This is a genomic window from Magnetospirillum sp. SS-4, from assembly GCF_902729425.1.
In the GTDB taxonomy this organism is placed as follows: Bacteria; Pseudomonadota; Alphaproteobacteria; order Rhodospirillales; family Magnetospirillaceae; genus Phaeospirillum.
In genome coordinates this window covers 25419-52003 of sequence record NZ_CACVCH010000054.1, presented here as the reverse complement: position 1 = coordinate 52003, position 26585 = coordinate 25419, and the positions used below count along the sequence as shown (strand labels likewise).

23 protein-coding genes are annotated in these 26585 nt (G+C 62.2%); 16 read left to right on the top strand and 7 right to left on the bottom strand.

Annotated elements, in window-relative coordinates; all coding sequences use genetic code 11:
• Positions 1-13: 13 nt before the first annotated feature.
• The gene (locus MTBSS4_RS09405) at positions 14-1027 is read left to right on the top strand and encodes a major capsid protein (protein ID WP_173983145.1); all 1014 of its coding nucleotides are present in this window, start codon (positions 14-16) and stop codon (positions 1025-1027) included.
• 459 nt (positions 1028-1486) lie between these two features.
• Here MTBSS4_RS09405 and MTBSS4_RS09400 read toward each other — a convergent pair whose 3' ends face one another.
• The gene (locus tag MTBSS4_RS09400; protein WP_217425528.1) at positions 1487-2623 is read right to left on the bottom strand and encodes an IS110 family transposase; all 1137 of its coding nucleotides are present in this window, start codon (positions 2621-2623) and stop codon (positions 1487-1489) included.
• Between the two features lie 114 nt (positions 2624-2737).
• Between MTBSS4_RS09400 and MTBSS4_RS09395 the strand changes: the two genes are divergently transcribed.
• Together MTBSS4_RS09395 and MTBSS4_RS09390 are read left to right on the top strand one after the other, a co-directional pair.
• On the top strand, positions 2738-3034 hold the full coding sequence (locus MTBSS4_RS09395) for a hypothetical protein (protein WP_173983143.1): 297 nt from the start codon (positions 2738-2740) through the stop codon (positions 3032-3034).
• The gene (locus MTBSS4_RS09390; protein WP_173983142.1) at positions 3031-3669 is read left to right on the top strand and encodes a DUF6441 family protein; all 639 of its coding nucleotides are present in this window, start codon (positions 3031-3033) and stop codon (positions 3667-3669) included. Before MTBSS4_RS09395 ends, MTBSS4_RS09390 begins: the two co-directional genes overlap by 4 nt.
• Here MTBSS4_RS09390 and MTBSS4_RS09385 read toward each other — a convergent pair.
• Complete coding sequence (locus MTBSS4_RS09385) at positions 3650-4783, bottom strand: Fic family protein (RefSeq protein ID WP_173983141.1); 1134 nt, start codon at positions 4781-4783, stop codon at positions 3650-3652. The two genes, MTBSS4_RS09390 and MTBSS4_RS09385, sit on opposite strands and share 20 nt — an antisense overlap.
• A gap of 130 nt (positions 4784-4913) precedes the next feature.
• Between MTBSS4_RS09385 and MTBSS4_RS09380 the strand changes: the two genes are divergently transcribed.
• The 10 genes from MTBSS4_RS09380 (at position 4914) to MTBSS4_RS09335 (ending at position 17444) form a co-directional block, all read left to right on the top strand.
• Complete coding sequence (locus MTBSS4_RS09380) at positions 4914-5342, top strand: acyl-CoA transferase (protein ID WP_173983140.1); 429 nt, start codon at positions 4914-4916, stop codon at positions 5340-5342.
• A gap of 27 nt (positions 5343-5369) precedes the next feature.
• A complete protein-coding gene (locus tag MTBSS4_RS09375) occupies positions 5370-6329 on the top strand; it encodes a phage tail tube protein (protein WP_173983139.1) in 960 nt (319 codons plus the stop codon).
• A gap of 365 nt (positions 6330-6694) precedes the next feature.
• Positions 6695-7759: an IS630 family transposase gene (locus MTBSS4_RS09370; protein WP_173983138.1), complete on the top strand. Its 1065-nt coding sequence runs from the start codon at positions 6695-6697 to the stop codon at positions 7757-7759.
• 85 nt (positions 7760-7844) lie between these two features.
• Positions 7845-9032 (top strand): methyltransferase domain-containing protein, encoded by a 1188-nt coding sequence (locus MTBSS4_RS09365; RefSeq protein ID WP_173983137.1) that lies wholly within the window; start codon positions 7845-7847, stop codon positions 9030-9032.
• Positions 9025-10692, top strand: coding sequence for a bifunctional 2-polyprenyl-6-hydroxyphenol methylase/3-demethylubiquinol 3-O-methyltransferase UbiG (locus MTBSS4_RS09360; protein WP_173983136.1), 1668 nt, complete (start codon positions 9025-9027; stop codon positions 10690-10692). The genes MTBSS4_RS09365 and MTBSS4_RS09360 overlap by 8 nt, the downstream gene beginning before the upstream one ends.
• 38 nt (positions 10693-10730) lie before the next feature.
• Positions 10731-11864, top strand: a complete 1134-nt coding sequence (locus MTBSS4_RS09355) for a DegT/DnrJ/EryC1/StrS aminotransferase family protein (RefSeq protein WP_254432461.1) — start codon at positions 10731-10733, stop codon at positions 11862-11864.
• Positions 11865-11961: 97 nt separating this feature from the next.
• Positions 11962-12936 carry a radical SAM/SPASM domain-containing protein gene (locus tag MTBSS4_RS09350; protein ID WP_173983134.1) on the top strand — a complete coding sequence of 325 codons (975 nt, stop codon included), beginning with the start codon at positions 11962-11964 and terminating at the stop codon, positions 12934-12936.
• Positions 12937-13083: 147 nt separating this feature from the next.
• Positions 13084-14904 carry a glycosyltransferase gene (locus MTBSS4_RS09345; RefSeq protein ID WP_173983133.1) on the top strand — a complete coding sequence of 607 codons (1821 nt, stop codon included), beginning with the start codon at positions 13084-13086 and terminating at the stop codon, positions 14902-14904.
• Positions 14901-15995 (top strand): hypothetical protein, encoded by a 1095-nt coding sequence (locus MTBSS4_RS09340; protein WP_173983132.1) that lies wholly within the window; start codon positions 14901-14903, stop codon positions 15993-15995. Before MTBSS4_RS09345 ends, MTBSS4_RS09340 begins: the two co-directional genes overlap by 4 nt.
• A gap of 33 nt (positions 15996-16028) precedes the next feature.
• Entirely contained in the window at positions 16029-17444 is a 1416-nt protein-coding gene (locus tag MTBSS4_RS09335) for a class I SAM-dependent methyltransferase (protein WP_173983131.1), read from the top strand.
• On the opposite strand, the gene MTBSS4_RS09330 is transcribed toward MTBSS4_RS09335, so the two are convergent.
• Positions 17428-17997, bottom strand: coding sequence for a GNAT family N-acetyltransferase (locus tag MTBSS4_RS09330; RefSeq protein ID WP_173983130.1), 570 nt, complete (start codon positions 17995-17997; stop codon positions 17428-17430). The genes MTBSS4_RS09335 and MTBSS4_RS09330 overlap by 17 nt on opposite strands.
• Positions 17998-18396: 399 nt before the next feature.
• On the bottom strand, positions 18397-19095 hold the full coding sequence (gene istB / locus MTBSS4_RS09325; RefSeq protein ID WP_173983129.1) for an IS21-like element helper ATPase IstB: 699 nt from the start codon (positions 19093-19095) through the stop codon (positions 18397-18399).
• On the opposite strand from istB, the gene istA reads away from it, so the two are divergent.
• The 3 genes from istA to MTBSS4_RS09310 all read left to right on the top strand — a co-directional run bounded on the left by istA (position 19042) and on the right by MTBSS4_RS09310 (position 22838).
• On the top strand, positions 19042-20541 hold the full coding sequence (gene istA / locus MTBSS4_RS09320) for an IS21 family transposase (RefSeq protein ID WP_173983128.1): 1500 nt from the start codon (positions 19042-19044) through the stop codon (positions 20539-20541). The genes istB and istA overlap by 54 nt on opposite strands.
• A 26-nt stretch (positions 20542-20567) precedes the next feature.
• Positions 20568-21077, top strand: coding sequence for an ATP-binding protein (locus MTBSS4_RS22725; RefSeq protein WP_305792026.1), 510 nt, complete (start codon positions 20568-20570; stop codon positions 21075-21077).
• A 267-nt stretch (positions 21078-21344) separates the two neighbouring features.
• Positions 21345-22838 carry a radical SAM protein gene (locus MTBSS4_RS09310; RefSeq protein WP_173983127.1) on the top strand — a complete coding sequence of 498 codons (1494 nt, stop codon included), beginning with the start codon at positions 21345-21347 and terminating at the stop codon, positions 22836-22838.
• Between the two features lie 10 nt (positions 22839-22848).
• On the opposite strand, the gene MTBSS4_RS09305 is transcribed toward MTBSS4_RS09310, so the two are convergent.
• Genes MTBSS4_RS09305 through asnB form a run of 3 tightly spaced genes read right to left on the bottom strand, consistent with a single transcriptional unit; the run spans position 22849 to position 26584 of the window.
• Positions 22849-23982 carry a DegT/DnrJ/EryC1/StrS aminotransferase family protein gene (locus MTBSS4_RS09305; RefSeq protein WP_173983126.1) on the bottom strand — a complete coding sequence of 378 codons (1134 nt, stop codon included), beginning with the start codon at positions 23980-23982 and terminating at the stop codon, positions 22849-22851.
• Between the two features lie 11 nt (positions 23983-23993).
• Positions 23994-24683 carry a WbqC family protein gene (locus MTBSS4_RS09300; RefSeq protein WP_173983125.1) on the bottom strand — a complete coding sequence of 230 codons (690 nt, stop codon included), beginning with the start codon at positions 24681-24683 and terminating at the stop codon, positions 23994-23996.
• Positions 24680-26584, bottom strand: a complete 1905-nt coding sequence (asnB, locus tag MTBSS4_RS09295) for an asparagine synthase (glutamine-hydrolyzing) (protein WP_173983124.1) — start codon at positions 26582-26584, stop codon at positions 24680-24682. The genes MTBSS4_RS09300 and asnB overlap by 4 nt, the downstream gene beginning before the upstream one ends.
• Position 26585: the final 1 nt, after the last annotated feature.

Genomic DNA, 26585 nt, shown 5'->3' with positions numbered 1-26585 from the left:
CGGAGCCTTTCCCATGACCCAGATCATCAATCCCTTCGACGTGGGCGGCTACTCGCTCGCCGAGATGACCCAGGCCATCAACATCCTGCCCAACCTCTACACCCGGCTCGGTCAGATGGGGCTGTTCCGCTTCGAGGGCGTGACCCAGCGCAGCGTCATCATCGAGCAGGCCGAGGGCGTCCTCAACCTGTTGCCCACCGTGCCGCTGGGTGGTCCGGCCACCGTCGCCAACCGCGATGCCCGGTCCATGCGGTCCTTCACGGTGCCGTGGATCCCTCACGACGATTCCATCACGCCGCAGGACGTCCAGGGCGTGCGTGGCTTCGGCGTCGCCGACGCCGCCGATCCGCTGGCCACCGTGATGGAGCGCAAACTGACCCGCATGCGCTCCAAGCACGCCCAAACCCGTGAATTCATGGAGGTCCATGCGCTCCGCGGCATCATCCGCGACGGCTCCGGATCCACCCTGTACGACTACTTCAGCGAGTTCGCCCTCACCCGTCAGCAGGTGGATTTCACCCTCGGCACCGCCACCACCAACGTCCAGGGCAAGATCCGCGATGTGCTGCGCAAGGTGGAGACCGAGCTCAAGGGCGAGACCATGACCAGCGTGCTGGCCCTGGTCAGCCCGGAGTTCTTCGACAAGCTGATCAGCCATGCCAAGGTCGAGACGGCCTACCAGTTCTTCTCGTCGGCCGGCGCCCAGCCGCTGCGGGAAGACGTGCGCCGCCGCTTCCCCTTCGCCGGCATGGTGTTCGAGGAATACAGCGCCACCGTCACCCTTTCCACCGGCCAGACCGAAACCCTGATCCCGGCGGGCGAAGGCATCGCCTTCCCGCTGGGTACCATGGACACCTTCGTCACCTATGGCGCCCCGGCCAATTTGATCGAGACGGTCAACACCCTGGGCGTGCCCATGTACGCCCGGCAGCTTGCCCGTCAGGACGGCAGCGCCATCGATGTCAAGACCGAAGCCTCCATCCTGCCGGTCAACAAGCGCCCGCGTCTGGCGGTGCGCCTTGTATGAGGCTTTTTCAGTCAAGCGTAATGTGTCCAGACAAGTTCCCTTCTGATCTGCCGAGCGTCGGCGCCTCGCGCCGACGCTCTGGTGAGCGAAACGGACTGGGAACGCGCACGGGTCAAGGCCATTCGCCGCGAAGCGGGCGCGCGTGAGCGCGAGCCTTGACGCGGAGCATTCCCAGTCCACCCGCCAGTTGCGGCAGGGCCAAATGCACCAACATACGATCCGAGGGGAACCCGTCATCGGGCGCGATAAATCGCGCTACAGCCTTGTATTCGGCGGGCTTGCGATAAGCCCGGACCATGATGCAACCATACGCATCGGCGACGTGGTTCCGAGGAGGCGGCTCCATTCTGTTCTCCGGCACAAAGGCCATAAGCGCACGCGGAACACCGCCGCCTCGGATCGCTATCAGCACTCCGTCAGGTGTTGGGGACGAAGTGCCAAGACCAAAAATCGTAAATGCTACGTGGGGGCGCGCAGAAGGATTCCTTCAGGTTCGATGCCGACAGTCACGAATTGCCATAGGGCGATGAGCAGTTTGCGAGCCAGCGCCACGATCATAGGCTTGCGGGTGTTACTCGCTTCGGTGGTGCGTTTCCGGTACCACAAGGCCAGCGCACTACTCGGCTGAAACAGCAGAAATCGCCACGCCAGTTGGATCATTCCGCGTCGGACACGGGCATTGCCGGAACGGGCAAGCCCTTTTTCACGACGTTTGGCTCCACTTTCATCCGGGGAGCCGGTGAGACCAGCGTATCGGGCTACAGCTCGCCGGTCCCGCAATTTTCGAGATAGAATTTCCTGCACCAACATGTCGGCAGTCTCAACACCGACCCCAATCACCCGTGCCAGCAGGAGCACCATGGTGTTGGAGGTATCGTGCGGAGCCTGCTCGAGGCGCTTCAGGCGGGCCAACTCGATTTCCTTGATGTGATCACAAACAAGACGCAGACGAGTCATATCGCGGCGCAGTTCGGCCTCGGTGTTCACGGGGATTGGCATTCCTTCAGGAGTTCGTACAGATGCCAATCGGGCCGGTGCCCCTTTCAGCTTGGGGTTGAAGTTGCGGATACCGAGGCGAATCAACGTTGCCTTCATCCGATTGACGATTCGTATGCGCTCACCGATCAATGCATCACGTTCTCGGATCGGTCGCCTGGCGTCTTCTTCCGATACCGTGGGGATCGCCACCATCTTGCAGTGGTTCCGTTCCCCGCGTAGCCAGCCCAAAAACGCACGTTTCAGCATATCCGTGTCGAGGCGATCTGTTTTTGCACGGCGATGTTCGCGGGACACGGCGACACTGGATGCGTGGATGACATATGCCTCAATGCCACGGTTCCGTAACCAACGCGCCAACCAAAAGCCATCACGGCCGGACTCAAATGCGACGGCAATCCGGGTAATGGTGCGGCCGCTCTTCATCGCCTCATCTCGCCACCGGTAGAGCAAAGCCAGCAGTGCTTCTTGGTCGGCGCCCAGTTTCTTCAGCGGATGTCGACCGACGCCGGGCACGATGGCCCCAACCAGCCACGTCGACAAGCTCATTTCGATAACCGCAATCAACGTGCAATCTTGCTCAAAGGCGGTAAGGGACATGCTTAAGTCATTTGCATTGTGCATCGGGGCGCTCCGTCATTCGGCCTTGTCCTGCGACGATACTGCAGGCCCGTCGCTGATCGCCCCATACCATCTGTTCTCGGGCAACTGATCGTGACCGCCTTCGCCGACGCCTTCGACGACCTGTTCGCCGATCCAAACATGGCCGTCACCGTCAGCTACCAGGGCCGGTCCATTCGTGCCCTGGTGCGGCGGCCCGACCGCGACATCGAGTTCTCCGACATCACCGTCCACACGGGGACGGCGGTGTTTGAGATTCGGCGACGAGCGGTTCCGGCACCCCAGGCGGGGGATGTGATCGTCCATGACGGCGACAGTTTTGTCGTCCAGGGTGAACCCCGCCTGGATGCCGAGCGGCTGATCTGGACCTTGGACACGAGACCGGCATGAAATTGGCGGCGGCCATCACGGGCGATCTGCGCAAGATCATGGCCGAGGAGGTCAAGGAAGCCGAGGATGCGGTCACCGCCGCCATGCGCCAGGCCGCCGACGGGCTGAAGGCCGATCTTCGCCGCCAGGTTACCGAGGCCGGCATGGGCCAGCGCCTCGCCAACACTTGGCGGGCCGAGCTTTATCCCAAGGGGCGCAAAAGCATCAAGGCAGCGGGCTTCGTCTTCACCAGGGCTCCCACCATCATCCGCGCCTTTGACCAGGGCGCGGTGATCAAATCCAAGCACGGCTTCTGGTTGGCGATTCCCACGCCTGCCGCCGGCACCGGTGCCCGAGGCAAGCGCATGACGCCGGGCCTATGGGAACAGATGCACGGCAGCCGCCTGCGCTTCATCTATCGCCGTGGGGCCCCCTCGCTGCTGGTGGCCGAGAACATGCGGGCCCGCACCGGCAAGCGGGGAGGCTTCGCCAAGGGCAGCGCCTCAGCGCTCCGCTCCGGGCGTGGGATGATCAGTGTGGTGATGTTCATCCTGGTGCCGCAGGTCTCCTTGAAGAAGCGCCTCGACGTGGACGGCGTCGCCGAGCGGTGGGCTTCGGCGCTGCCGGAGCTGATCGTCAGAAATTGGCGGAATTAGGGTCCGTAACCGGCGGCATCCCGGCCACGCTATAGCTGGTGCGTTTGCTGCCGCCCGGATTGCGGACCAGAATGCCCCGTTCCAGCAGGTCATTGATGTCACGTTGGGCGGTGTCGACCGAGCATTTGCCGATGGCAGCCCATTTCTTGGCGGAAAGGTTGCCCTCGAATCCGTCCATGAAGCGATTGAGGACGGCCTTCTGCCGGGCCGACATCGGTTCGGAGGTGAAGCGCCGCCAGAACTCGGCTTTGCCCAGCACGCCCTGGGCCGCCACTTCGGCGGCATCGATCGCCCGGCCATAGCATTGGATGAACCAGGACAGCCACGCGGTGATATCGAGGCTGCCGCGCTGGGTCCGCTCCAGGATTTCGTAGTAATGGCTGCGTTCCCGCTGGATCTGCGCCGACATGCTGTAGAAGCGCTGGCCAGTGCCCTCCATCTGGGCCAGGGCGAGATCGGCGATGGTGCGGGCAATGCGGCCATTGCCGTCGTCGAACGGGTGGATCGTCACGAACCACAGATGGGCGACGGCGCTGCGCAGCAGGCCGTCCATGGCCGGGGGCTGGTTGAACCATGCCAGAAATTGCTCGATTTCGCTCCCGACCTGCTCGGCTGGTGGGGCTTCATAATGGACCTTGGGGCGTTCAATCGGGCCGGACACCACCTGCATGGGGCCGGCACTATCGGTGCGCCAGTCGCCAATGGTGATCTTGTGCAGCCCGGACCACCCGGTCGGGAAGAGCGCGGCATGCCACCCGAAGAGGCGTTGCTGAGCCAGGGGGATTGCGTGATTGCGCAGGGCATCGAGCATCATCTCGACGATGCCGTCGATTTTGCGATCCGGGGGCAGCACGCTGCCGTCCGGCAGCCCTAAACGCCGGGCTACCGAAGAGCGGACGCTGGCCATATCCAGCCGTTCTCCCTCGATCTCCGAGGTCTTGATCACGTCTTCGGTGGTAGCCCGGAGTTCCGCCTCGCACTTAAGATCGAAGCCAAGACGCTGCATTTGGCCGAGCAGATGCCCCTGCTTGTGGCGGGCTTCCGCCAGGGGCATCAGCAACGCTTGGGCATCCCAGCGGAATTGGGGCCAGTCGTCTTCTCTCCAGATGTACACGGCATATTCTCCGCAGAAGTTACGGAGAATATGCCGTCATTCGCTGCAGGCAGCAACGCAATTCACCGCACATGTTGCGGAGAATTTTGAGCTATTCGCCGCATGAGCAGTTATTCGAGGTCGGGAAAGCATGCCCAGCATCCGTGAGCAAATTCTGTCGGCTCTGCTGACGCGGTTGGAAACGGTGCCCGGCGCCACGGCCAAGCGGGAAGCGCCGTTGCCGGAAACGGTCCCCATGGGTGGCCTGATCATCCTGCGCGACGGCGATCCCGGCGACCCCGAGGTGGTGCTGTCGCCCGTCACCTATCTCTGGGAACACCAGACCGAGATCGAGGTGATCATCCAGCGCGGTCGGGACGACGACAGTGCCGCATTGGATACCTTGCTGATGGCTGTCGGCACGGCCTTGGCCGCCGACCGTTCCTTCGGTGGTCTGGCGGAATGGTTAGATTGGGGCGCGCCCAAGACCTCTGGCCTCGCCATTGACGGTGCCGCCGCCTTATGTGGTGCCACCGTGCCGGTCACCATCCAATACAGCAGCGCCGACCCTCTCGGTTAACCACTTCCACATATAAGGACTCGTTCCATGGCGAAAACTCGGGCCTACGGTGCCGACTGTGTCCTGCTGGCCGCCTTCGAGACGGCTTACGGCACCCCGCCTGCCGACGGCTATGGGCGGCTGTCGTTCAAGGACTCCAGCCTGGGGGCCGAGCGGCAGCTGGGCTACGACCCGCTGCTGGGCCAGGGCCGCGACGCCCAGGATCCGTTCTATGAAGCGATCAAGGACGAGGGCGATATCGGCGTGCCGCTGGATGTGCGGGCGCTCGGCTTCTGGCTGAAGGGCTTGTTTGGGGCACCCGCTACCGCTGATAATGGTGACGGTAGCTTCGACCATGTCTTCACCTCGGGCGGCACGCTGCCCAGCCTCGCCATCGAGATCGGTCATGCCCAACTGGCGGTGCCGAAATTCTTCCGCCATGGCGGGGCCAAGCTGGACAAGCTGTCCTTCGACATGGCCCGCAGCGGCGCAGCCAACGCCACCTTGTCGGTGATTGCCCAGGGCGAGACCGAAGCAACCACCACTATCGATGCCAGCCCGACCAGCTTCGCCCTGAAGCGGTTCAGCCAGGGCAGCGGCACCATCCGGGTCGGCGGTGGCCAACTCGCCAACGTCACCGGCGGTAAGCTGTCCTTCTCCAACAATCTGGAGCGGGTGGAGACCATTCGGGCCGACGGGTTGATCGACGGCGTGGACGAAACCGAGGCCACCGCCGAAGGCTCGGTGGATATCCGCTTCGGCACCGACACCACGCTGACCTCGGCCATTGCCGCCGAAAGCCCGGTGGCGATGGAATACGGCTTCACCATTCCCGGCTCGCCCTTCGCGCTGACCTTCCATCTGCCCCGCGTCTTTCTGCCAAAGAAAAAGCAGGAGATCAAAGGCCCCGGCGGCATCCAGGCCAGCTACGACTGGCGGGCGGCCCGTGATCCGGTGGCGGGGTATCTGCTCCGCGTCACCCTGGTCAACGACGTGGCGGGATACTGACCATGATCAGACTTTCCCTGCCGAAGGAACCCTACTGGCTCGACCTGACCCATGGCGTGCGGGTGTTCGTCCGTCCCCTGACCACGGCGGTGTACGAGGCCGCCCGGTCGCGTGGCTGGCGCATGCGAACCATCACCTCAGGAGTCCCCCCCCACAGACCGCCTGACCGCTCAACCCCGCACTCCGCGACCCACTCAACCCTAAACCCTCACCCGACCGGCCATACTGAGAACTGCTGGTGTGCACACGCGGCATGTGTCACACGCGGCATGATGACGTGCGGGAAACTTTGCAGTATACTCCGACTCTGTCAGGTTCCGAAAAGGCGCTTGCGTGTTGATCCGTGAAGGATTCAAATCGGCGTAATGATCCAAGGCAACTTCCTGCCCCCTGAGCAACGGCGAGACCTGACGATCCTGGCGCGGCTGCCCAAGGTAGAGCACCGGGTTGCGCGGCAGGCAAACGCGCTGGTGATGCTGGGCCGCGGGAAGAGTTGCGAAGAAGTGGCCGAGTTTCTGCTGCTCGAAGACGACACGGTGCGGACCTGGCCCAGGGAGTTCGATCAGACCGGGGTGAAGGGGATCTCGGACTTCAAAGGCGGTGGCAGCGTCGGCCAGTTGACCGTGGCACGAATGGATGAGTTGAAGGCGTGGGTCACCGAGACCTTGCCGCATTCGGCTCGGGTGATCGGCGCCTGGATCGAGAAAACCTTCGGCATCGTTTACGAGACCCGTGGCGGCCTGATCAAGCTACTGAACCGCCTGGGGTTGGAGCACCGCAAGCCGCAGACGATCTCGCGCAAGCTTTCGCCAGCCAAGCAAGCGGTCTATATCGCCGCCTATGAGGCGCTGCTGAACTCGCTCGACGCCAACGAGGCGGTCCTCTTTGTCGATGTAGTCCACCCGGCCCATGGTGTCCGCTTGATCGGCTGCTGGGCGCCCAAGGAGGTCAAGCTCGCCGTCGAGCAGACCAGTGGACGCGACCTTCTCAACATCCACGGCGCTGTCGATCTTGAGACCGGCCAGACCCGCATGATCGACATGCTAACCGTCCATGCTGTCAGCACTATCGCACTGCTGATCAGCATCGAGGCCATGTACCCAGCGATGCGGCGGATCCATGTCTTCCTCGACAACGCCCCCTATCATCACGCCAAGATGGTGCGGGAATGGCTCAAACAGCCGGGGCGCCGCATTGTTCTGCACTTCGTCCCCACCTATTGCCCGCATCTTAAACCGATCGAGCGATTATGGGGCGCGATGCACAAGGCCATCACCCACAACCAATGCTACGCGACATACCGGGGCTTCTGCCAAGCTGTCCTTGGCTTCCTGCGTGATGAAGTCCCGGCCCAATGGAACACCCTTCGCGATAGCGTAACCGACAACTTTCGCGTCATAAACCCTGCCGAATTTCGGGTCGTGGCGTAGACGGGGTATAACTGTTTTCCATCATCATGGTTGCCGAAGATGCTTGCCTGCAAGCTGCCGGAAAACTTAGAAAGAGTTGACACCCATGCTGAATTCAAGCCGGGTCGCGCCTGCTCTCGTTCTTGACCGCGATTGTTTCGGGGCCAATCTCTCCTGCCTTCCCCTGACCTGCCCGGACGAGGAATTCGAACTGCCTCGCCCATTCATCGCTGATCGGGGATATTGTTGGATGACTGCGGCCGGGTTGTTCGGCATTGGCGATTTTCCTGGCAGCAATCGGCATTCACCGGTCCAACTGTCCGAGGACGGACGCCCGCTGCAGACCTCCCATGCCGGACACGACGATATCCGTGCAAAGGGAAACGGGCGCTACTCTCACTGGCAGAGCTGGTTTTGGTTTGCAGCCAGCGACAATTCCAACCCCAACACCAATGGCCGACGCTATGGCGCACGGGTGAACTGGGATGGATTTTTCACCCAGCATGCCCGCCTCGCCGCCATCCATGTCCGTCAATATCTGGCGCATATTCCAAATGGCGGCGAAGGCGTGACTGGACGGACAATCCTGGAGCTCGGACCTGGCAGCGGCACCGGAACGCTTTACGCCTTCGCGGCCCTGGGAGCGCGGGTGATCGGGCTCGACCCCTACCCCCAGAAGTGGAGCCAGGATTGGCATATCCCCTATATGCAAGTCCTGGCGCGTGAGCTTGCTCGGGAGGGCGTCCTCATCAACGAGGAGGCTTTGTGCTCCGATGACACTCGCGAGTGCGTGAGTCTGACCCACGCCTCAGTAGAAAAAATTCCTGAATTCCTTCATGGTCAGGCCGATATCATTCTTTCGACCGCTGTTCTCGAGCATGTGGAAGATATGGCGGCAACAGTGGCTGCGCTCGCCAAGGCCAGCAAGCCCGGAGCGCTCGGCATCCATATCGTGGACTTCCGGGATCACCGCGACGCCTCGCGTCCGTTGGAATACATGCTGCTGGATGACGAGGCTTTCGAGGCGGAGAACAAGGGCTACTATCGCTATGTCATCGGCAACCGGCAAACCTTGCCGCGTCTCAAGGCATTGCTGGAACGCGGCGGATTCCATGTGGTGGCTGCGGAGACCTTTCTTGCCAATGATGGCGCTTATGTGAACGATATTCTCGCCAGGATTCGGACATCGCGCACCCGGTTCCGTGACATCGCCCGACCTGAACTTGAAGTCGGCATCGGTACTTTTGTGCTGACCAGGGCCCCCGGTGACAGAACGGTCGCGGCCAATGACTGATCACGGCGGCGAACAAGCGGCAAGGGGGATCGTCTTGCGGCGGCCGTTCCACCATGACGGCGGTTTCAACTGGATTGCCACGTCGCCGGGGCTGGAAAGCGGCGACACCCCCGAACAACCGAACCGGTCCTCAGTCATTCTGTATGAAGACGGCAGCCCCTTGGCCGAGTCTCATGCTCCACACGCCCATATTCGGACACAGGGCGGCGGTCGCTATTCCCACTGGGGGCGGGAGATTCACTTCTCATCGTCCGACAATTCCGATCCGAACGCCAATGGCCGCGACTATCTGGCGCGCAAGGAGCCGAATCGCGTCTTCGAAGCGGGGCAATTCCGTCGACGCATCGAGCCGTCCGAAGGGCAGGTCGATAGCATCTTTTGCCGTTGTCCGGTTTGCCTCGGCCTTGATCATGAGGTGCTGTTCCCCTCGTTCCACGGCGAGTTCGTCAATGGCGAATATGACGGCTGCGCGGTGTGCCGGTTCCAAACCATCGTCATTTGCAGGGGATGCGGGGCCGTCTTTCGCAATCCCGTCATTCCCACCTTGAATCAGACGCATTACCAGTTACCGGGCAACTGGGATCCCGTTTTGTTCCAGGACCGCTTCCAGCGCCTTGCCGACCAGATCGCGCCGCGCGTGGCGCTTGCTCCGGGGGCGCTCTACCTGGATGTGGGAGCCGGACCGGGCTGGCTGGCCGAGACTCTGCGCATCTTCTATCCCCAGATGCGGACCGTGCTTCTGGAGCCCAGTCTTGCGGTCGCCACGGCGATAAAACGCAGCGGTAGAGACGATGTGGTGATCCCCAGCTATATCCATGATGCCACGCTGCCCCAGAACGCGTTCTCGTTGATTTCCTGCTGTGGGGTCGATTACCTGTTCCAGAACCACCGCCGGGACATGGCCCATATCTGCGAGCTCCTCAACGAGGAGGGCGTTTTCTACATCGAACGCAACGTGTTTATCGAGCAGAAGGCTTATTGCCAATTTCCCATCCGCGATCTTGAGGACATGTTCGGCCCCAATAACATGATGAATCTGTGGCTTGGCCGTGATCAATTTGTCGATTACGTCAATCAGTTCGTCGATGTTTTCGATGTTATCGACTATGTCTCGGACGTCGCCCCCGACATCATTGCCAGGCCGAACCAGATGCGCGGCGTTTTTGGTCGCAAGCGCCGCTCGGAAAGAGTCGGAGGATCTGCTCCTCGGAATTGGTATGGCGATCATATCCTGGCGTTGCGGGCAAAAGTGAAAGAGAGTTCCCTTGCCGATCTGCGTGCCCTTGCCGGGGACGGTATCCGCAAGGTTGCGGTCTCCGGTTCAGAACCGGAGGTGACGGCGCTGTTGGCGCTGATCCAGGAATGCGGGCTGTTCGAGGTTTCACGGGTCGAGGTCGCTCCGGTGGGACAGGGGGGGCGCGATATGGGGTGGCTGGATGACACCCTGGAGGTGGATGGCTACCTGATCGCTTCCGTCGAGGACCAGAACCGATACCTCGCTCAGCTGCGGCGGGCCGGTTTGGGGGGCAAGGCGCTCCCCTGCTTCCGACGAGGCGTATCCCTGTTCGCAGGGACAACGGGGGACTCCGGTCCCTTGCAGATCAAGGCATTCCTGCCCCACCTCATCGCCACGCTCAAGACGGAAGAGGGCGAGCGATGACGCGAGACCCAAGCCATCCGCCCGATACAGCATCGAAAATGGTGGTGCCCTTCGGCCAGCCGCACTTCGGAGACGAGGAGATCGAAGCCGTCACCGCAGTGCTTCGGTCGGGATGGGTCGGCATGGGGCCGCAAACTCTCCAGTTCGAGACGGAACTGGAGGCTTGGCTGGACGTGCCGCGAGTGGTCACGGTCTCGTCTTGCACCGGCGCGCTGTTTCTGGCGCTGCTCAGCCACGGAATCGGGCCGGGAGACGAGGTGATCTGCCCGTCCCTGACATGGTGCAGCACGGCCAACGCGGCCTTGTATCTGGGCGCAACCCCGGTTTTCTGCGATGTGGATCGGGCCAGCTTCTGTGTTACGCCCGAGACGATTTTGGCCAGGGTGACCCATCGGACCAAAGCCGTGATCGTGGTGCATTACGGCGGCCTAGCAGTGGATGTGGCAACGCTGCGCCGGGCGCTGCCGCCCCATATTGTGCTGATCGAGGATGCTGCTCATGCCCTGGGGGCACGCACTCCCGATGGCGCGCGGGTTGGCGCTTCCGGCAATCTGGTCTGCTTCAGCTTTTATGCCAACAAGAACATCTCGACCGGTGAGGGAGGAGCCATCGCCCTGGCGGACCCGGACGCGGCCAACCATCTGGCCTCGCTGAGGCAACACGCGCTGACCACCAATGCCTGGCGCCGTTACAGCCACCCGGAAAGCAGTGTCGGCCAGATGAAACTGCATGAATTGGGCTTCAAGCTCAATTATACCGACCTTCAGGCTGCCATCGGCAGGGTCCAATTGCGGCGCCAGGCCGAGTTTGCCGCCCATCGTCTCGCCATCGCCAGATTCTACCTTGATGAACTGGCAAAGAAGGGGGGCTTCAAGTGTCAGACGGGGCTTGGCGGCTTGGATCATGCGCACCACCTGTTCGTCACCGTGCTGCCCGACTCCGCCCTGCGGCGCAAAAGCCGCGACGACATCATGAGGCGGGTTCGGAATCGGGGCATCGGACTCTCGGTCCATTATGTTCCGCTGCACCGCATGCCGCTATATCATACCGGGGTCTGCCTGCCGGTCACTGAGGAATTGGCGGATCGGATCGTCACCCTGCCCATCGGTGCCGCCATGACCATGGATGACGCCCGCCAGAGCCTGGATGCCCTTTTCGATGAAATCGCGTGAGAGCAGACCTGCCGACCAACGAATCGAATTCGTGGAAACAAATCAAAATTTTGCGAGTGCGCAAATGTCGGACCTTTTCCACTAGCGTGACGGAGGAATGATGCACGGAGAGTTCTTCGCCCATCTGTCCAGGGCATTCCCATCCCAGATCAACGTGGATTTGACCGAGTTCTGCAACCTCGCATGCACCCATTGTCCCTATGAGACGGTGACCAAGCCGAGGGGACGGGAAAGACGCCATTTCGGCTCCCAGTTGAACCGTCTTCTGATCGATCAGATCGCTACCGACGGCAAGGGTCTCTGCCGCTTTATCCGTTATACCGGCGAGGGCGAGCCCCTTTTGCATCCCCATCTGATCGAGATGATGACCTATGCCGCGACCCATGGCGGCGTACCGGTCAACCTGACCAGCAACGGACTGCTGATCGATGAGGACAAGGCGAAGGCATTGGTGGATGCGGGGGTCGATGTGTTCGACATCAGCCTCGACGCGCATTCCGATGCCACATATGGCTCGATTCGCGCCGGGGGCCCGTATTCCCAGGTTCGCGACAACACATTGCGGCTTATCCGGATGGTCCGCTCCTGCGGGCGTCCGGTCAAGGTGATGGTCAGCTTCGTTCTTCAATCCGCCAACCGCCACGAGGTCGAGGCGTTCAAAGCGTTCTGGACATTAGAGGGGGCGGATTTCGTGGTCATCCGCCCCTGCCATTCGGCCGGAGGGACACTTCCCGAGGTCAGCCAATCGCTTTGGGCATCGGCTCCGGCCCAGCGTGGCCCCTGCCTCTATCCATGGGAGCGCGTGTTGGTGAAGCCCGACGGCCAGGTGAGCTACTGCCCGGTGGACTGGCGCAATCTCGGCAACCTCGGATCTCTGGCAGATACCACCATTGCCAAATTGTGGCAGGGCGAAGCTATGACGGCCTTGCGCCGGGCCCATTGTACCAACGATTTCTCTGGTCATCCCTTCTGTGGCGCCTGTCCCGACTGGGCCCTGACCCTCTGGCCCGATCAGGGAACAACCTATGCCACGGCCATGCGCGACCTGACGGATTCGTCCTCTCCCCGTTGAAAAGGGCCCGTCATGCCGTCCTCGCCAGCCCCGCCCGTTCTTGCAGTGGACCCCGCCGCGATCAGGGAAGATCAGGGGCATTGCTGGGTCCTAGGTCGGCTACCCTTCAAGGCGGGGGACGACCTGTGGCGGCAGAAGCACTCTCGCTTGGTCGTCTGCGAGAACGGCAGGCGGCTGGGGCCTGGCCATTCGCTGCACGACCTCATCCGGCAAAAAGGTCGGGGGCGTTATTCACATTGGGGAACGACCCTGTATTTTTCCGCCAGCGATGACAGTGACCCCCGAAGCAACGGTCGCCGCTATACTCTGAGTTGGGAGGCCGATGACCGGCCGGTGCCGGTTCTGCAGGCCGGTCTCGCCAGGAATCTGGAGGGCATGGCGGCGGATATCCGCCGTGGAACCGGTGTATCGGCCGAAGCGGTATCGAGGCTTCTGGCCTGCGGCAGCCCCGACGAGCGGGCCTGGGGCCTGCGCATCCTAGGGGACGCCTTTCTGGATTCCGGTGACGCCCCCCGTGGCGCCATGCAGCTATGGCGGGCCTGGGAATTGGGATTGCGCCGGGTGGAAATATGGCTTCCCATCCTGTGCTGGCTCCGCGAGACGAAGCGGGATGATGAGACCCGCAGCCTGTTCAGAACCGCCGCTGCCGCCGCTGAAGCCGCCGGAGATCCCGACTGGATGACGGATGTGGTGGTGCACTACGAAACCTTCATTTACGAGCTGTATCCCCGGACCCACAGCCTGCCATTCCAGGATGAGTTTGTGGCCGGGCCGGCTGGACGCCTGCTGTCCCGGTTCAAGGTGAATCTTCCAAAGCACGATCCGGCGACGCAGCGCCCGGCCCGGGTCGGATATCTGCTCTGCGGCGAGGCGTTGGGTACCTATCACCACCATACCGATCTGGCCATGGAACTGGCCATTCGTCACGATCCGGCGGTGGTTGCACCGGTGATTATCTCCATCCACCAACGGGACACCATTATTGCCACCAACCCTTTCTTTCCCCAATGGCTGGAAAAGTTGGAAACCGCTGGATTAGGGGTTTATTTCCTGGATCACGCGACGGCGGGACTGCTTTTCGTCGATGCGGTGACGATGGCCAGATCCATCGCCGCACTGGACCTGGATGCCCTGGTCCTCATGTCCCAATGCGGCCTGTCCTTCGTGCTAACCGCACTGAGGCCGGCCCGCCTGCTGATGGGATTGGGATTGGGGGAGCCGCCGCTTTATACCAGCCGCCTCCTCGATGTGGCCGCCCACTTCACCCGGCGGCCGGCCATGGACGGATTATGTCCGTCCGAGATCATGCCATCGTTTATCTCGTCCGACCGGTTCGCGCTGCCCAGCCGGACCATTCCGCGCACGGAACTGGGTCTTGATCCCGACCAGGTGGTGCTGGCGAGCGTTGGCAGGGCCATGAAATTCGACAGCCGTGAATACTGGGATCTAGTGGCCTCGGCATTGGGTCAGTGTCCCCAGGCCCGCTTGGTCGTGGTCGGTATCGATTCTGTCCGCTTCGCCGCCCTGGCCGAATCCCATGACCTACCCCCCGATCTTTGGCCCCGCGTTCATCCCCTTGGCTGGCGCGACGACGTCATCAATATCCTAGCCATCTGCGACATCTATCTGGACACCCTGCCCTATGGCGGCGGCCACACGGTGTTCGAGGCCCTCAACCTTGGGCTGCCGGTGGTGATGGTCGGCGATGACTATCTTTTCCCCTGGGATGTGCGAACCTGGTCGCCCGCCGCGGAGCTTCTTCCCCCCGGTCTGGGGCATGACCGGGTTCCGGAAAAGCTGGCCGAGGCCTTAACGGAATTGATCCGCAACGCCGGTGCGCGGCTGGTCTGGCGCAAAGCCGGCCCCAAGGCGGTGGCGGACCTAAAGAGTCCCTCGTTGTGTGCACGGGCATTAGAACGGATCATGCTCGATCATGGCCGTCGTCGGACCAATGGAGGGGGTGGATGAGCCCCCTGTCCCATGATCGGATCCTCGCCCCCCGCTTCGTTCATGAGGGAGGATGGTGCTGGCGCTGTCCGGTGCCTGGCCTGCGATCCGGTGACAGCGGCGATGCCGTTGATCGTTCTCGCCTGGTCTTGCTGGAGGATGGGCAGCCCGTGGGAAGTCCCCACGCCCTTCATGCCCAGATCCGGATGCAAGGCGGCGGCCTGTATTCTCACTGGCTTGATTCCGTCTGGTTCTCCACTTCGGACAATAGCGACCCCAACACGAACGGCCGCACATATACGGCCCGCTGGGACCTGGACACCTATTTGCAACAACGCTCCCGGCGAAAGCTGCCCGCCATCCTGGACTTGCTCGGCCGCCTGCCGGGAGGGGCCGCCGGCCTGAGCGGGCGGACGGTGATGGAGATAGGACCGGGCGCCTATCTGGATACGGTCCTTACCTTGGCGGGGTTGGGGGCCGAGGTGGTGGCGGTGGATCGTCAGCCTGGCCCCTGGAATCCTGACTGGCACCAGCCCTATCTTCGCGGACTGGGCGTTTCCCTGCGCCAGTCAGAGCTTGCCACCGACGATGCCGTCCTGGCCAGAATCGCTGCCGCGACAAGCTACGAGGCCGCAGGCATCATCTGGACGGGGACGCTGGCGGAATCCCTGCCCGAGGACCTGACCGACCGGATCCATATGCACTGCTCACACGCGACATTGGAACATTTGAATGCCCCCGATCTAGCCTTCCTGCAATTGGCGAGAGTCTCGCGGTCCGGGACGATGGGAGTTCATCTCGTCGATTTCTGCGACCATCGCGACAGCACCCGACCCTTGGAATTCCTGCTCCTCGACGACGGGGCATATGACCGCGAGAACCAGGAATACCACTACATCTGGGGCAATCGAGTTCTTCCGTCGGTCATGGCGCAATGCTGGCTGGCGGCAGGGTTCGATATTCTAAGCTTCGACGTGATCAAGACGGTGGAGCCTGAGTATCTCGACGACTTCCTGCCCCGGCTGCGGTGCTCGAGTTCCCGGTTCAGGGCGGCGGAGCAGGACGACCTGTCCTGCGCCCAAGGGATCTTCGTGGTTCAGAAACGCGGATAATCGCCAGAACAATGAGGGACAAGGGACAAGGTCATGGATCGGGGTTATGCTCATGACGTGCGGAAATCGGCGGATTACATATCCTACAATTTGAGAGACCACTTCATTCACTGCGTTCCGTTCCGCTTCTGCCTTGAACTGTTTCATCACGCATTGGTGAAGGATCTGAATTTGGCCTCTCCGTCCCTTGAATTGGGAATCGGCTGTGGCGCCGCATCCTGGTTCATGCTGCGGGATAAGCCCAATATCGACTTCGGGGGCGACATGCCCATGGGGGCTACCGCAGAGTCCTGTGGCTTGGAGGTGGAGCCGCGATTCGACCACTATAATAACCTGATCGGCCTGGACATGACCGATCTTCCTTTCCCAAATTCCAGTTTCGCGACAATTCTATCTTCCGAAACAATGTTCTATGGGCAGGATCTCGAAAAGACCTTCGCCGAGATATTCCGCGTCCTGACCCCCGGCGGGGTCGGAATCATATTCGTCCCCACCGCAGAATGGAATGAATACCCGGATCTGTATGCCTGGTTGAAGGTCAGCGTCCCCACCGCGGAAATGCATGCGGACGGGTATTTCGCCAAACTGATCGCCGATCAGAGAGGGGAAATTCTTCGACAACGGAAATTCTTCAGCTCGGCATTCGAGGCATCGGTCCTGCTTCATTCCGTCTTCAGCCCGCATGGGTTCAATGCCGATCATGTTCGGGGACAATTGGGCGATCCCGCCTTCGCCGAACATTATCGTCTCCGGCTGAATACGCTGGCCCGGATGGTCGAAAAAGAACTTGCCCAACCCCAGGGACCCGCTGACGGCTTCCACGATTTCATTGTGTTCCGCAAACGGGGGAGCCTAAGCCCGGATCTGCCGGTTCCTGTGCCGACCTGCCTGTCTTGTGGTCGCTCTGAGTTCCGGCGGAGACCGACCGAGATGGTCTGCCTAACCTGTGGCGCCTCCTACGCGGTTCGCTGCGGGGTCGAGATGATGCTGCGCGATCCCGAAACGGCTTACTCTCCCAGTGCGCTGTTCGAGGCGCTGCCCCAGGCCCACCGACGGTTCGAGTCCCAGGTCCATGACCTGATCGCCGCCCTGGCATTGGCGGGACGGCGGCCCTACATTCACAACGGCCATCGGACACCGATCCCAGGCACTAGCGAAGCCAGCATTCTGGGGGCCGCTCTTCGCTTTCACGGCGTCCAGCCGGCTGGAATCTACGACCCGGCGGGGCGTCGGGGGCAGGTGTTTCGCATGCGGGGGGTGATGGTGATCGGCCCGCACGACCAGAGCCGGTTAGCCGAAGACGGCCTCATCGCCCTGGTGCCCGCCGATGAGGCCGAGGACTTCCTTGCCGCACTGGCGGCCCAGGGCGTCAAGGGGATCATCCAGGTCATCGGATGGCACGATGCCGACCATGGCTGGGTGGGACAGGTCGTCACCCGGAGTTTGTGATCGCGCCCTCTCGGTGTTCGTCCCGCATCAGCCCCATGAGGACCACATCGTAATACTGGCCCCCCACATAGGCGTGCTGGCGCATGACGCCTTCGCGGGAGAACCCGGCGGATCTGAACAGTGCGATCGCCCGGTCATTGAACGCCGCCGCGCGCAGCCAGATGCGGTTCAGATTGAGGACGGTAAAGCCGTGACACACCATGATGTCCAGGCTCTCCCGGCCAAGGCCCCGGCCCTGACGATCCTTGGCCCCGATAGAGATCCCGAATTCTGCCGTCCGTCCGATCCAGTCGATATCCCGGAGATGGGCATATCCGACGAAGGCGTCATCGGCAAGATCTTCTATCGCCAGGATAAAGGCACCGCCGGAGCGGTCGTTAAGCCGGGAATCGAACCAGGCGGCCTCCATCTCGGCCGTCACGGGAAAGCGATGGCCCAGCTGACAGTCGCGGATGGCCGGATCGTTGCGCCATGCGGCGGTCAACGCCCCATCCTCTCGCCGCAAGGGGCGCAGGCGGACCTTGCTGCCAAGAAAACTCACCAACTCGACCATGGAATTGCCTTGCTGCTATTGCCCTGGCGCCAAGGAACGCCAGCTCACTATAGAAACCCTGGGCATCCGCAGTCCGCAAGGATATTCCAGCGGCGGATTGCGGATTCCGATTTATCCGGCCGGGGATTCCGATTCCAATCCGGCCACCCATTCCGATCCGTTTCCGGCCATCTGTACCGATATGATTTCGGCCGGTCGGAGGGTGCCTGCCCAGCAGGTCTATGACGGTCATCTCATGGCGAGGGGTTTCAGGTCAAGGTTGTGATGTTTGGGTGCGGTCGTCCCCGCTTTCCACGGGAGGGACCCACGCGCACCCGCAGCGCTCGTCACGAAGCTGGCGGAGGGTGCGTGTGGGTGGGGCCTGTGGTAAGCGGGGACGACCGCTTGCCCCTCGGACGGTTACGTCAACTCCTCCCCGGCCTGAGGCTTGCGCATGGATTCGCCATCGAGGTCGATGCGATAAGCGGCATGGACGATCCGGTCGAGGATTGCGTCGGCCAAGGTAGGATCGCCGACGATCTCATGCCACCGGTTGACCGGGACTTGGCTGGTGATGAGCAGGGAGCCGCGACCGTAGCGGTCCTCGACGATTTCCATCAGATCGCGGCGGTGGTCGGCGGACATCACCTGTGGTCCCCAGTCGTCGAGGATCAGCAAATCTGGTCTGGCAAGGCTGGCCAGAAGTTTGGCGTAGCGGCCGTCGCCGCGAGCCAGGTCGAGGGCCGCGAAGAGACGCGGCACCCGCTGGTAGAGGACGGAGATGTCCTCGCGGCATGCCTTGTGCCCGAGTGCGCAGGCCAGCCAGCTTTTGCCGATGCCGGTGGGGCCGCACAGGATCACATGGCGGTGATCACGTATCCATTGGCAGGTGCCCAGCTTGAGGAAGAGGGCTCGGTCGAGGCCACGCAAGGCCCGGTATGTGAAATCGCGAGCAATAGTGACCCCCTGAGGGGAGATTTTCGCGTCCAATTCTGACCCCCTCTGATGTTGTGTCAGTGTCCTTCCTTTTGGCCGTTGAGGCTCTCGAGGAAGGACCGGTGGGGAGTGATTGACGTGGATATGATCGGACAAATTCGGCGCGCATTTTTCGACGAGCATCGGGCAATCAAGGAGATTTGCCGAGACCTCCGAGTCTCTCGGGGGACGGTGCGCAAGGTGGTGCGTAGCGGCGAGACCGAGTTCAAATACGCCAGGGATGTGCAGCCGTCTCCTAAGCTCGGTGAATGGGTGGTGTCTTTGACCAAGATTTTGGAGGCCGAGGCCAAGCTGCCAAGAAGGGAGCGGCGCTCCACCCAGCGGCTCTTCGAGGAGTTGCGTGGTCAGGGTTATGACGGTGCCCACGACAGCGTGCATCGTTTCGTCAAAGGCTGGCGGGACGAGCAGGCCCGGGTTCCCACCAAGGCTTTCGTGCCGATGAGCTTCGCGCCTGGGGAGGCCTATCAGTTTGATTGGAGCCACGAGACTATCTCGTTCCAGGGCGTGCCGCTGACGGTCAAGGCAGCCCATATGCGGCTGGCGCATAGCCGCATGCCGTTCGTCCGGGTCTATTTCCGCGAGACTCAGGAGTTGGTGTTCGACGCCCATGACAAGGCGTTCGTCTTCTACGGCGGGGTCTGTCGGCGCGGTATCTACGACAATATGAAAACGGCGGTCGAGACCATCTTCCTTGGCAAGGCTCGGCAATATAACCGCCGGTTCCTGCAGATGTGCTCCCATCATCTGATCGAGCCGGTGGCCTGTAGTCCGGCCGCAGGCTGGGAGAAAGGGCAGGTCGAGAATCAGGTGGGCAATCTTCGCGATCAACTGTTCCGGCCCAAGCCACGAGTGACCAGTATGGCCGAGTTGAATGCTTGGCTGGAAGACCAGTGCGTCGCCTATGCCAAGCGGACCAGGCATCCCGAGTTCAAGGATCGGACGGTGTGGGAGGTGTTCAATGACGAGCGGTCCAGCTTGATGGAGCTACGCGCGCCCTTCGATGGCTTCGTCGAGAAAGCGGTGCGGGCGACCACCACCTGCCTGATTCCCGCCGATCACAACCGCTATAGCGTCGATGCCGGTGCCGCCGGGCGGATGGTTCTGGTTCGCTCCCATGCCGACCGCATCGTGGTGCTCTTCGACGATACGGTGGTGGCCGATCATGCCCGCAGTTTCCGCCGCGACCAGGTCATTTACGACCCGTGGCATTATCTCCCGGTCCTGGTGCGCAAGCCGGGTGCCTTGCGCAACGGCGCGCCCTTCAAGGACTGGGAGCTTCCCCCCGGCTTGGCGCAGGTGCGCGAAAAATTGGAGCATCACCCGGACGCCGACCGACAATTCGTCAAGGTGCTCGGTGCCGTCCCCGACCATGGGCTTCCTGCCGTCGAGATGGCCTGCGCCGAAGCCTTAGCCGCCGGAATAGCCAATGGCGATGTGATCCTGAGCATTCTCGCCCGGCGTAACCAGCCGCCAGCGATGCCCAGCGTCATCACCCCCGACGCTCTGCGACTGAAGATCGAACCCGTGGCCGACTGCGGTCGCTACGACAGCATCCGGAGGGTCGCCTAATGGATCGCCAGGATATTCTGGAGGCCATGAGCGAACTCAAGCTCTATGGCATGCGCGCCAGCTTCGATGAGATCGCCGGGAAGGGACTGGTCCGGCGGGACGAAATCTATCCGCTCCTCGCCAGCCTGATCCGCGCCGAACGGGTCCATCGCCAGGCTAAGTCGATCAGCTATCGCATGCGCTGCGCCAAGTTTCCGGTCTTGAAGGACCTCGACAGCTTCGTCTTTGCCGAGACGCCGGTCGACCAGGGCTTGGTCCGTGAGCTGGCGACCGGCGCCTTCCTCGACGCCAAGCGCAACGCCAGCTTGGCGCGCCCGGCGCGGGCTTCAAAACGCTTCTGGCCACGATACGTCACCTCGTGGTCGAGGATCAGTGCCAGCCACTCTGCGTGGGTCAGGGAGGCGGCGGCCGGACTGGCCTCCATTTCCTTGAACCCCTTGGCGCAACCATGCAGACCGAGGGCGTGGAGGGTTTCCAGTGTGGGGTGGGACAGCATCGTCGTGCTCCTCAGTGATAGTAATCGCCGCCACGGATGATCGGAAACCGGCACCTCAACCAAAAGGGTGGCCGGATCGCGATCGGAATAGGTGGCCGGAACCGGATCGGAATGGGTGGCCGGAACGCGATCGGAATCAGTGGCCGGAATCAAATCGGAATGGGTGGCCGGAACGTGTCGGAATCCGCAGCGGATCCGGTCGCGGTCGCGCATTGCCCGCTAATAAATTGAATTCGTGGAAAAAACCTTACATTTGCGAGGGACGCAAATGTAAGGTTTTTTCTACTCGGGTCAGGCCGCATGCGCTATGATGACCTTCAAGTTGGCCAGAACGGTCGAATCGAAGAGGGGCATAATGCCTAAGGAATTCTCCAGCCATCAGGATTTGTGGCGACTGCATCCGCAGGGCGAGTTTCTGCTGGCCCGAGGCGGAGAAAAGATCCCGCCGCCGCCCTATCTCAATCTGTCCCTCAGCTATGCCTGCAACCTTCTTTGCAAGATCTGCCCGTCGCAGAACTGGCTTCAGCTCGGTCGAACGCCACGCCGCTATATGTCGAAAGAGACCCTTCAGAACGTCATCGACGTGGTGCTGCCGTTCACCACGGAAATCGCCCTGAACAGCTGGGGCGAACCGCTGATTTATCCCTATTTCGAAGACATCCTGCTGGCGATCCGGCAACACAAATGCAAGCTGTTCGTTCAGACGAACGCCACCCGATTGGACGACCGCAAGATCGCTTTGCTCTGCGAGACTTACGGCACCGTCTCCATGTCCATTGACGCCACGGGGACGCTGTTCGAGGAACTGCGCCGCAACGGCCAATGGAGCGATGTGGATAGGGGCGTGCGGGATCTCCTGGCCCGGCGTGACCCCAGCCGCCTTGCCGTCCAGATTTCACCCACCATCTCTTCCAGCAATCTGGATTCCGTCGGCGATCTGCTGTTATGGGCCCACGAGGTCGGCATCGATTTCGCCAATATCAGGCTTTACCAGGCCTTTACCTTCGGGACGGAAGCGGTGGTGAGCAAGGAGCAACTCGCTGCGGCGATGGCTCCAGTCCTGAAGCAACTTGGCGCCATCAACAGCCGCATGCGGGTTTATCTGAGCGATGAAGTTGTCTATCCGGGACAACTGCCCCAACATCGCCCGCCTCCCGGCCCAAAGGGCGCAGCCACCCTCAGCCATTTCCTCTATCCGGTGTCCAAGGACCATGCGGCGGCCCACCCCGACAATTTGTGCTGCGCGCCCCATATGGGGCTGGATATCGGGGTCGATGGGCAGATGACGGTATGCTGCTGGTCCCAGATGACCCCGTTCGATATGCTGGGCACCGTGGAAAATTTTGCTGACTTCTGGTTCGGCAACAATATCAAGGCCCTGCGCGCCAGCCTGCGGCACGAGAGCACGGCCCGGCTCGCCCAACCGGCCTGCGCCATCTGCATCCAGACGGCGACCGGACAGACCCGCGCCGCGGTGGCTTACGCCCACGGCACCCCCGATGGCGATGACGGCATGGTCTTTGACCGCGATCCCATTCCGCTGAGCATGATCTTGCATGTGGAGGGACACGCGTATCGGGGCACTCTTCCCATCGGCATCCGCCGATCGGAATATGCTCTGGTCGAGGACGGGACCATCTTGTCGGCCGGCGGCGCGATCGAGGCGGACACTGCGTCCCAGGGACGCGGACTGTGGGGCTATGCCGATATCGATGCCGGCAACACCGTCCATTTCTCCAGTTCGGACAATTCCAATCCCCTCACCAATGGCCGCCGCTACTATCTGACCCGCAATCCGTAGGAGGGCAGGCTCAGCAGGTCCCGTTCACCATGGCGCGGATACAGTCCGCGACATTGGCGACGGTCTGGTCGCCCATCCCCGGATAGAATGGTACAGACAGGACTTCGTCGCCCCAGCGTTCCGCCACCGGGAAGTCTCCCGGAGCATAGTCCCAGCGATCGCGGAACCAGCGCATCAGATGGATGGGGCGGTAATTGACCGCGACGCCGATTTTCGCCTCGATCAGGCGCTCCACCATGGCATCGCGTGCCATGGCCTGGCTGCGGATGACGAAAAGATGCCAAGCATGGTCGCAACCGGGACGGATCACCGGCAGGGTGATGCCGGGAATTCCGGCCAGCAGCTCGGTATAGCGGACGGCCAGATGCCGCCGTTCTTCGGTCTTGCGGTCCAGGCGCTGGAATTGGGGCAGCAAAAGGGCCGCCTGGATATTGCTCATATTGTATTTCCAGCCGAAGACCTCCATGTCCCAATGGCTGTAGCCGTGGCGCTGACGGTCGGCGGCGGTCTTGTTCATGCCGTGAACCGACATGAGGGCGATGCTGTCGGCCAGATCGGCGCGGTCGGTGGCGATGGCGCCGCCTTCGCCGCAACTCAGATTCTTGGTGGCATAGAAGCTGAAACATGCCCCCGCCGAGGCTTCGCCCGGTCGCAATCCGTCCCGGGCTCCCTCCACGCAATGGGCGGCGTCCTCGATAATCTCCAATCCGTGATGGTCGGCGATGGCCTTGATCGCTACCATATCCACCATCTGGCCATAGAGGTGAACGGGAATGATGGCGCGGGTCCGCGGCGTGATCGCCGCCTCGATCCGGCTGGCGTCCAGATTGCCGGTATCCTCCTCCACATCCACGAAGACCGGTGTGGCTCCGGCCTGGACGATGGCGGTGGCGGTGGCGATGAAGCTGAGCGGCGTGGTGATCACTTCGTCGCCGGGACCGATCCCCAACGCCGTCAGCATGAGGTGAAGGCCGCCGGTGGCGCTGGACATCCCCACGGCGCGGCGGCGTTGGAGATAGGCGGCGAAGCGGCGCTCGAACTCCCTGACCGCGTCTCCGGTGGTGAGAATCTCGCCGCGCAGAACCTCCGCCACGGCGTCGAGTTCCTCCTGGCCAAGATCGTGACGGTAAAACGGAATGGGCATGAGACTGTCCCTTAAGTCTGGGAGGCCAGGAGAGCGCCGCTGTCCGGTCCCAGATTCAGGACCAGATCCAGGGCGGACAAATGGGAGATGAATGATCCGTGCCGCTGGGCATAGACCGGATGTCTGTAATCCTGCCATTGCACGCGGATACCGGCCTGGGCGAACAGGTCCAGATCCAGATAATCCCGCGCCGCGTCGCCAGAGAGATAGCAGGTGGCGCCATGCATCCGGCAGATGGACAGCAACCGCTCGCTCTGGCCGCCGCTGGCGTCCAGTTGGGAGGCTCGCCGGATGGGCGTTGTCACCCCCAGCCAATCACACATCAGGGCCGTCACAGCGAGGTTGAGATCGAGCAGCCTCTCCCAGGGGCACTGCAGCACCGCCTCCAACTCGGAGGCATAGGGTTCGAGAAAGGGCGCCTTGGCGTAAAGCTGCCGGATGGTGCGCAGCTGCTTGCGCGCCCAGGGGGAACGATTATCGATCTCCACCTGGGCTATGGTCTGGCCGGTGCGGCCGGAATGGAGAATGGGCACCGTCAGGAATTGGGGGCCGACTGGTCCCTTGACGCGGTTGCGGTTCCGCCATCCATGCTTATCGAATTGCACATCATCGTAATAGATGAAGATATCTGACCGCAGCATCTGATCGAAAAAGCCCAGCCAGGGCAGGAAGCCCGGCTGAAGCACCGCCAAGGTGGTCATGGCCGCACCATGGGGGCCGCCACGGACTCGTACCAGACCTGGAAGCAGGCCAAGCTCCACAGCTTGGCTCCATGATCGGTCGCCCCGCCGAAATGCTCGCCCAACAGGCGCTGGATCATCTCCGGCCGCAGCATGCCATGGACCCGCACCCGGTCAGGGGCCATCAGCGCCTCCAGCCAGGGTCGCAGAGGCCCCCGCATCCAACCATAGACCGGCTGCACGAAGCCTTCCTTGGGTCGGTTGATCTGGTGATCGGGCAGCAGCCCCCGGACGACGCTCTTCAGCAGATGCTTGACCGTCTCGCCCCGGATCTTTAGCGCGCCCGGCAGGCGGTTGACGAATTCCACCAGGCGGTAATCCAGGAAGGGGGACCGGATCTCCAGGCCATGGGCCATGGACAGTCGGTCGCAGAAGGCCAGAACCTGATCCGGCAACAGCGCCCGCTGATCCAGTTCCAAGGCCGCGTTCAATGGGTCGGTGGCGGTGGAATCGGCCAGAAGAGAGCGGTAGAGCGCGCCGGTATCGGCCTTACCCTTGGCATCCACCATCCAGGGCGAGAGCAGCAGGCGCTTTTCCAACTCGGAGAAGACGGCAAGCCGCATCCGCCAGACCGATTGGTCGGGGTCCGCCAATTCCGCCAGATAGCGGAACCGGTCTGGCGTCTGGAATGGGGCCAGCCGGTCCCGGCTTCCATCGTCCCAGGCGGCGGGGTCCCGTCTCAGATACTTCGCCATGGGGGCGGCCAGCCGATGGGCGAGATAGCTGCCGAACAATTCGTCGGCGCCGTCTCCGGATACAGCGGCCACCACGTGCTGACGCATCAGCTGCGTCAGATAGAAGGTGGAGACAGTACCCGAGAATGGCTCATGGAAGGCCTGCATGACCGAAGGCAGGCCAGCCACGAACTCCGAGGAGCTCAGCACTAGCTCATGATGCTCGGTTTCCAGCAGATCGGCCATTCGCCGCGACCACAGGGCGTCGTTGGACTTGCCCAGGAATTGTTCACCCTCGCCATCGGCATAGCTGAGGCAGAACGTCGTCATGCGCCCCGAACCCCTGCGACGGATCAGGGCGGCCAGTGTGCTTGAATCCAGCCCGCCGGACAGAAATACGCCCAGCGGCACATCGGCCTGCATGCGAAGTCCCACCGCATCATCCAGCAAGCGCAGGATCTCGGCGGCGGCATCCTGCGGGTCCATGGCTTCGGCGAACGGGGTGAAGTCGGGGCGCCACCATGATTCCACCGTGACGGCGCCGTCCTGCCAGATCAGGCGCGAGCCCGGCGGCAACTGGTGCAGGCCTTGCCAGATGGACAGGGGGGCGGGAACGGATTTGAGCGAGAAATAGTGCCAGGCAGCGGCAGGGTCCACGGCGCGGGGACTATCCGGGTGCTGCAGTAAGGATTTCGGCTCGGAGGCAAAGGCCATTCCTTTGCCCATCTCGGCCCAGTACAAGGGCTTCTTGCCCATGCGATCGCGGTAGAGGATCAGGCGTTGGCGGTTGGCATCCCACAGCGCGATGGCGAACATGCCATTCACCGCCGCCAGCCGTGGCCAGTCGTCGCCGTATTCCTCATAGAGATGGACGATGGTCTCGCTGTCGCTGTGATCGCTGCGGAAGCGATGACCGCGCCGGATCAGATCCTGGCGCAGCTCCGCATGATTGTAGATTTCGCCGTTGAACACCGCCCAGACCGTTGAATCCTCGTTGCTGACCGGCTGTTGGCCGGACTGAGGATCAACGATGGCGAGGCGGCGCATGGCCAGATGCACCGGAGGGGCTTCCCATCGGCCCTGGCCATCGGGGCCGCGATGGCTCAGGCAATCGTTCATGCGGCCCAAGACGTCGCCTGCGGCCTTGCTGTCCTTGCCCCCCTCGATGAAGCCGCAGATACCGCACACG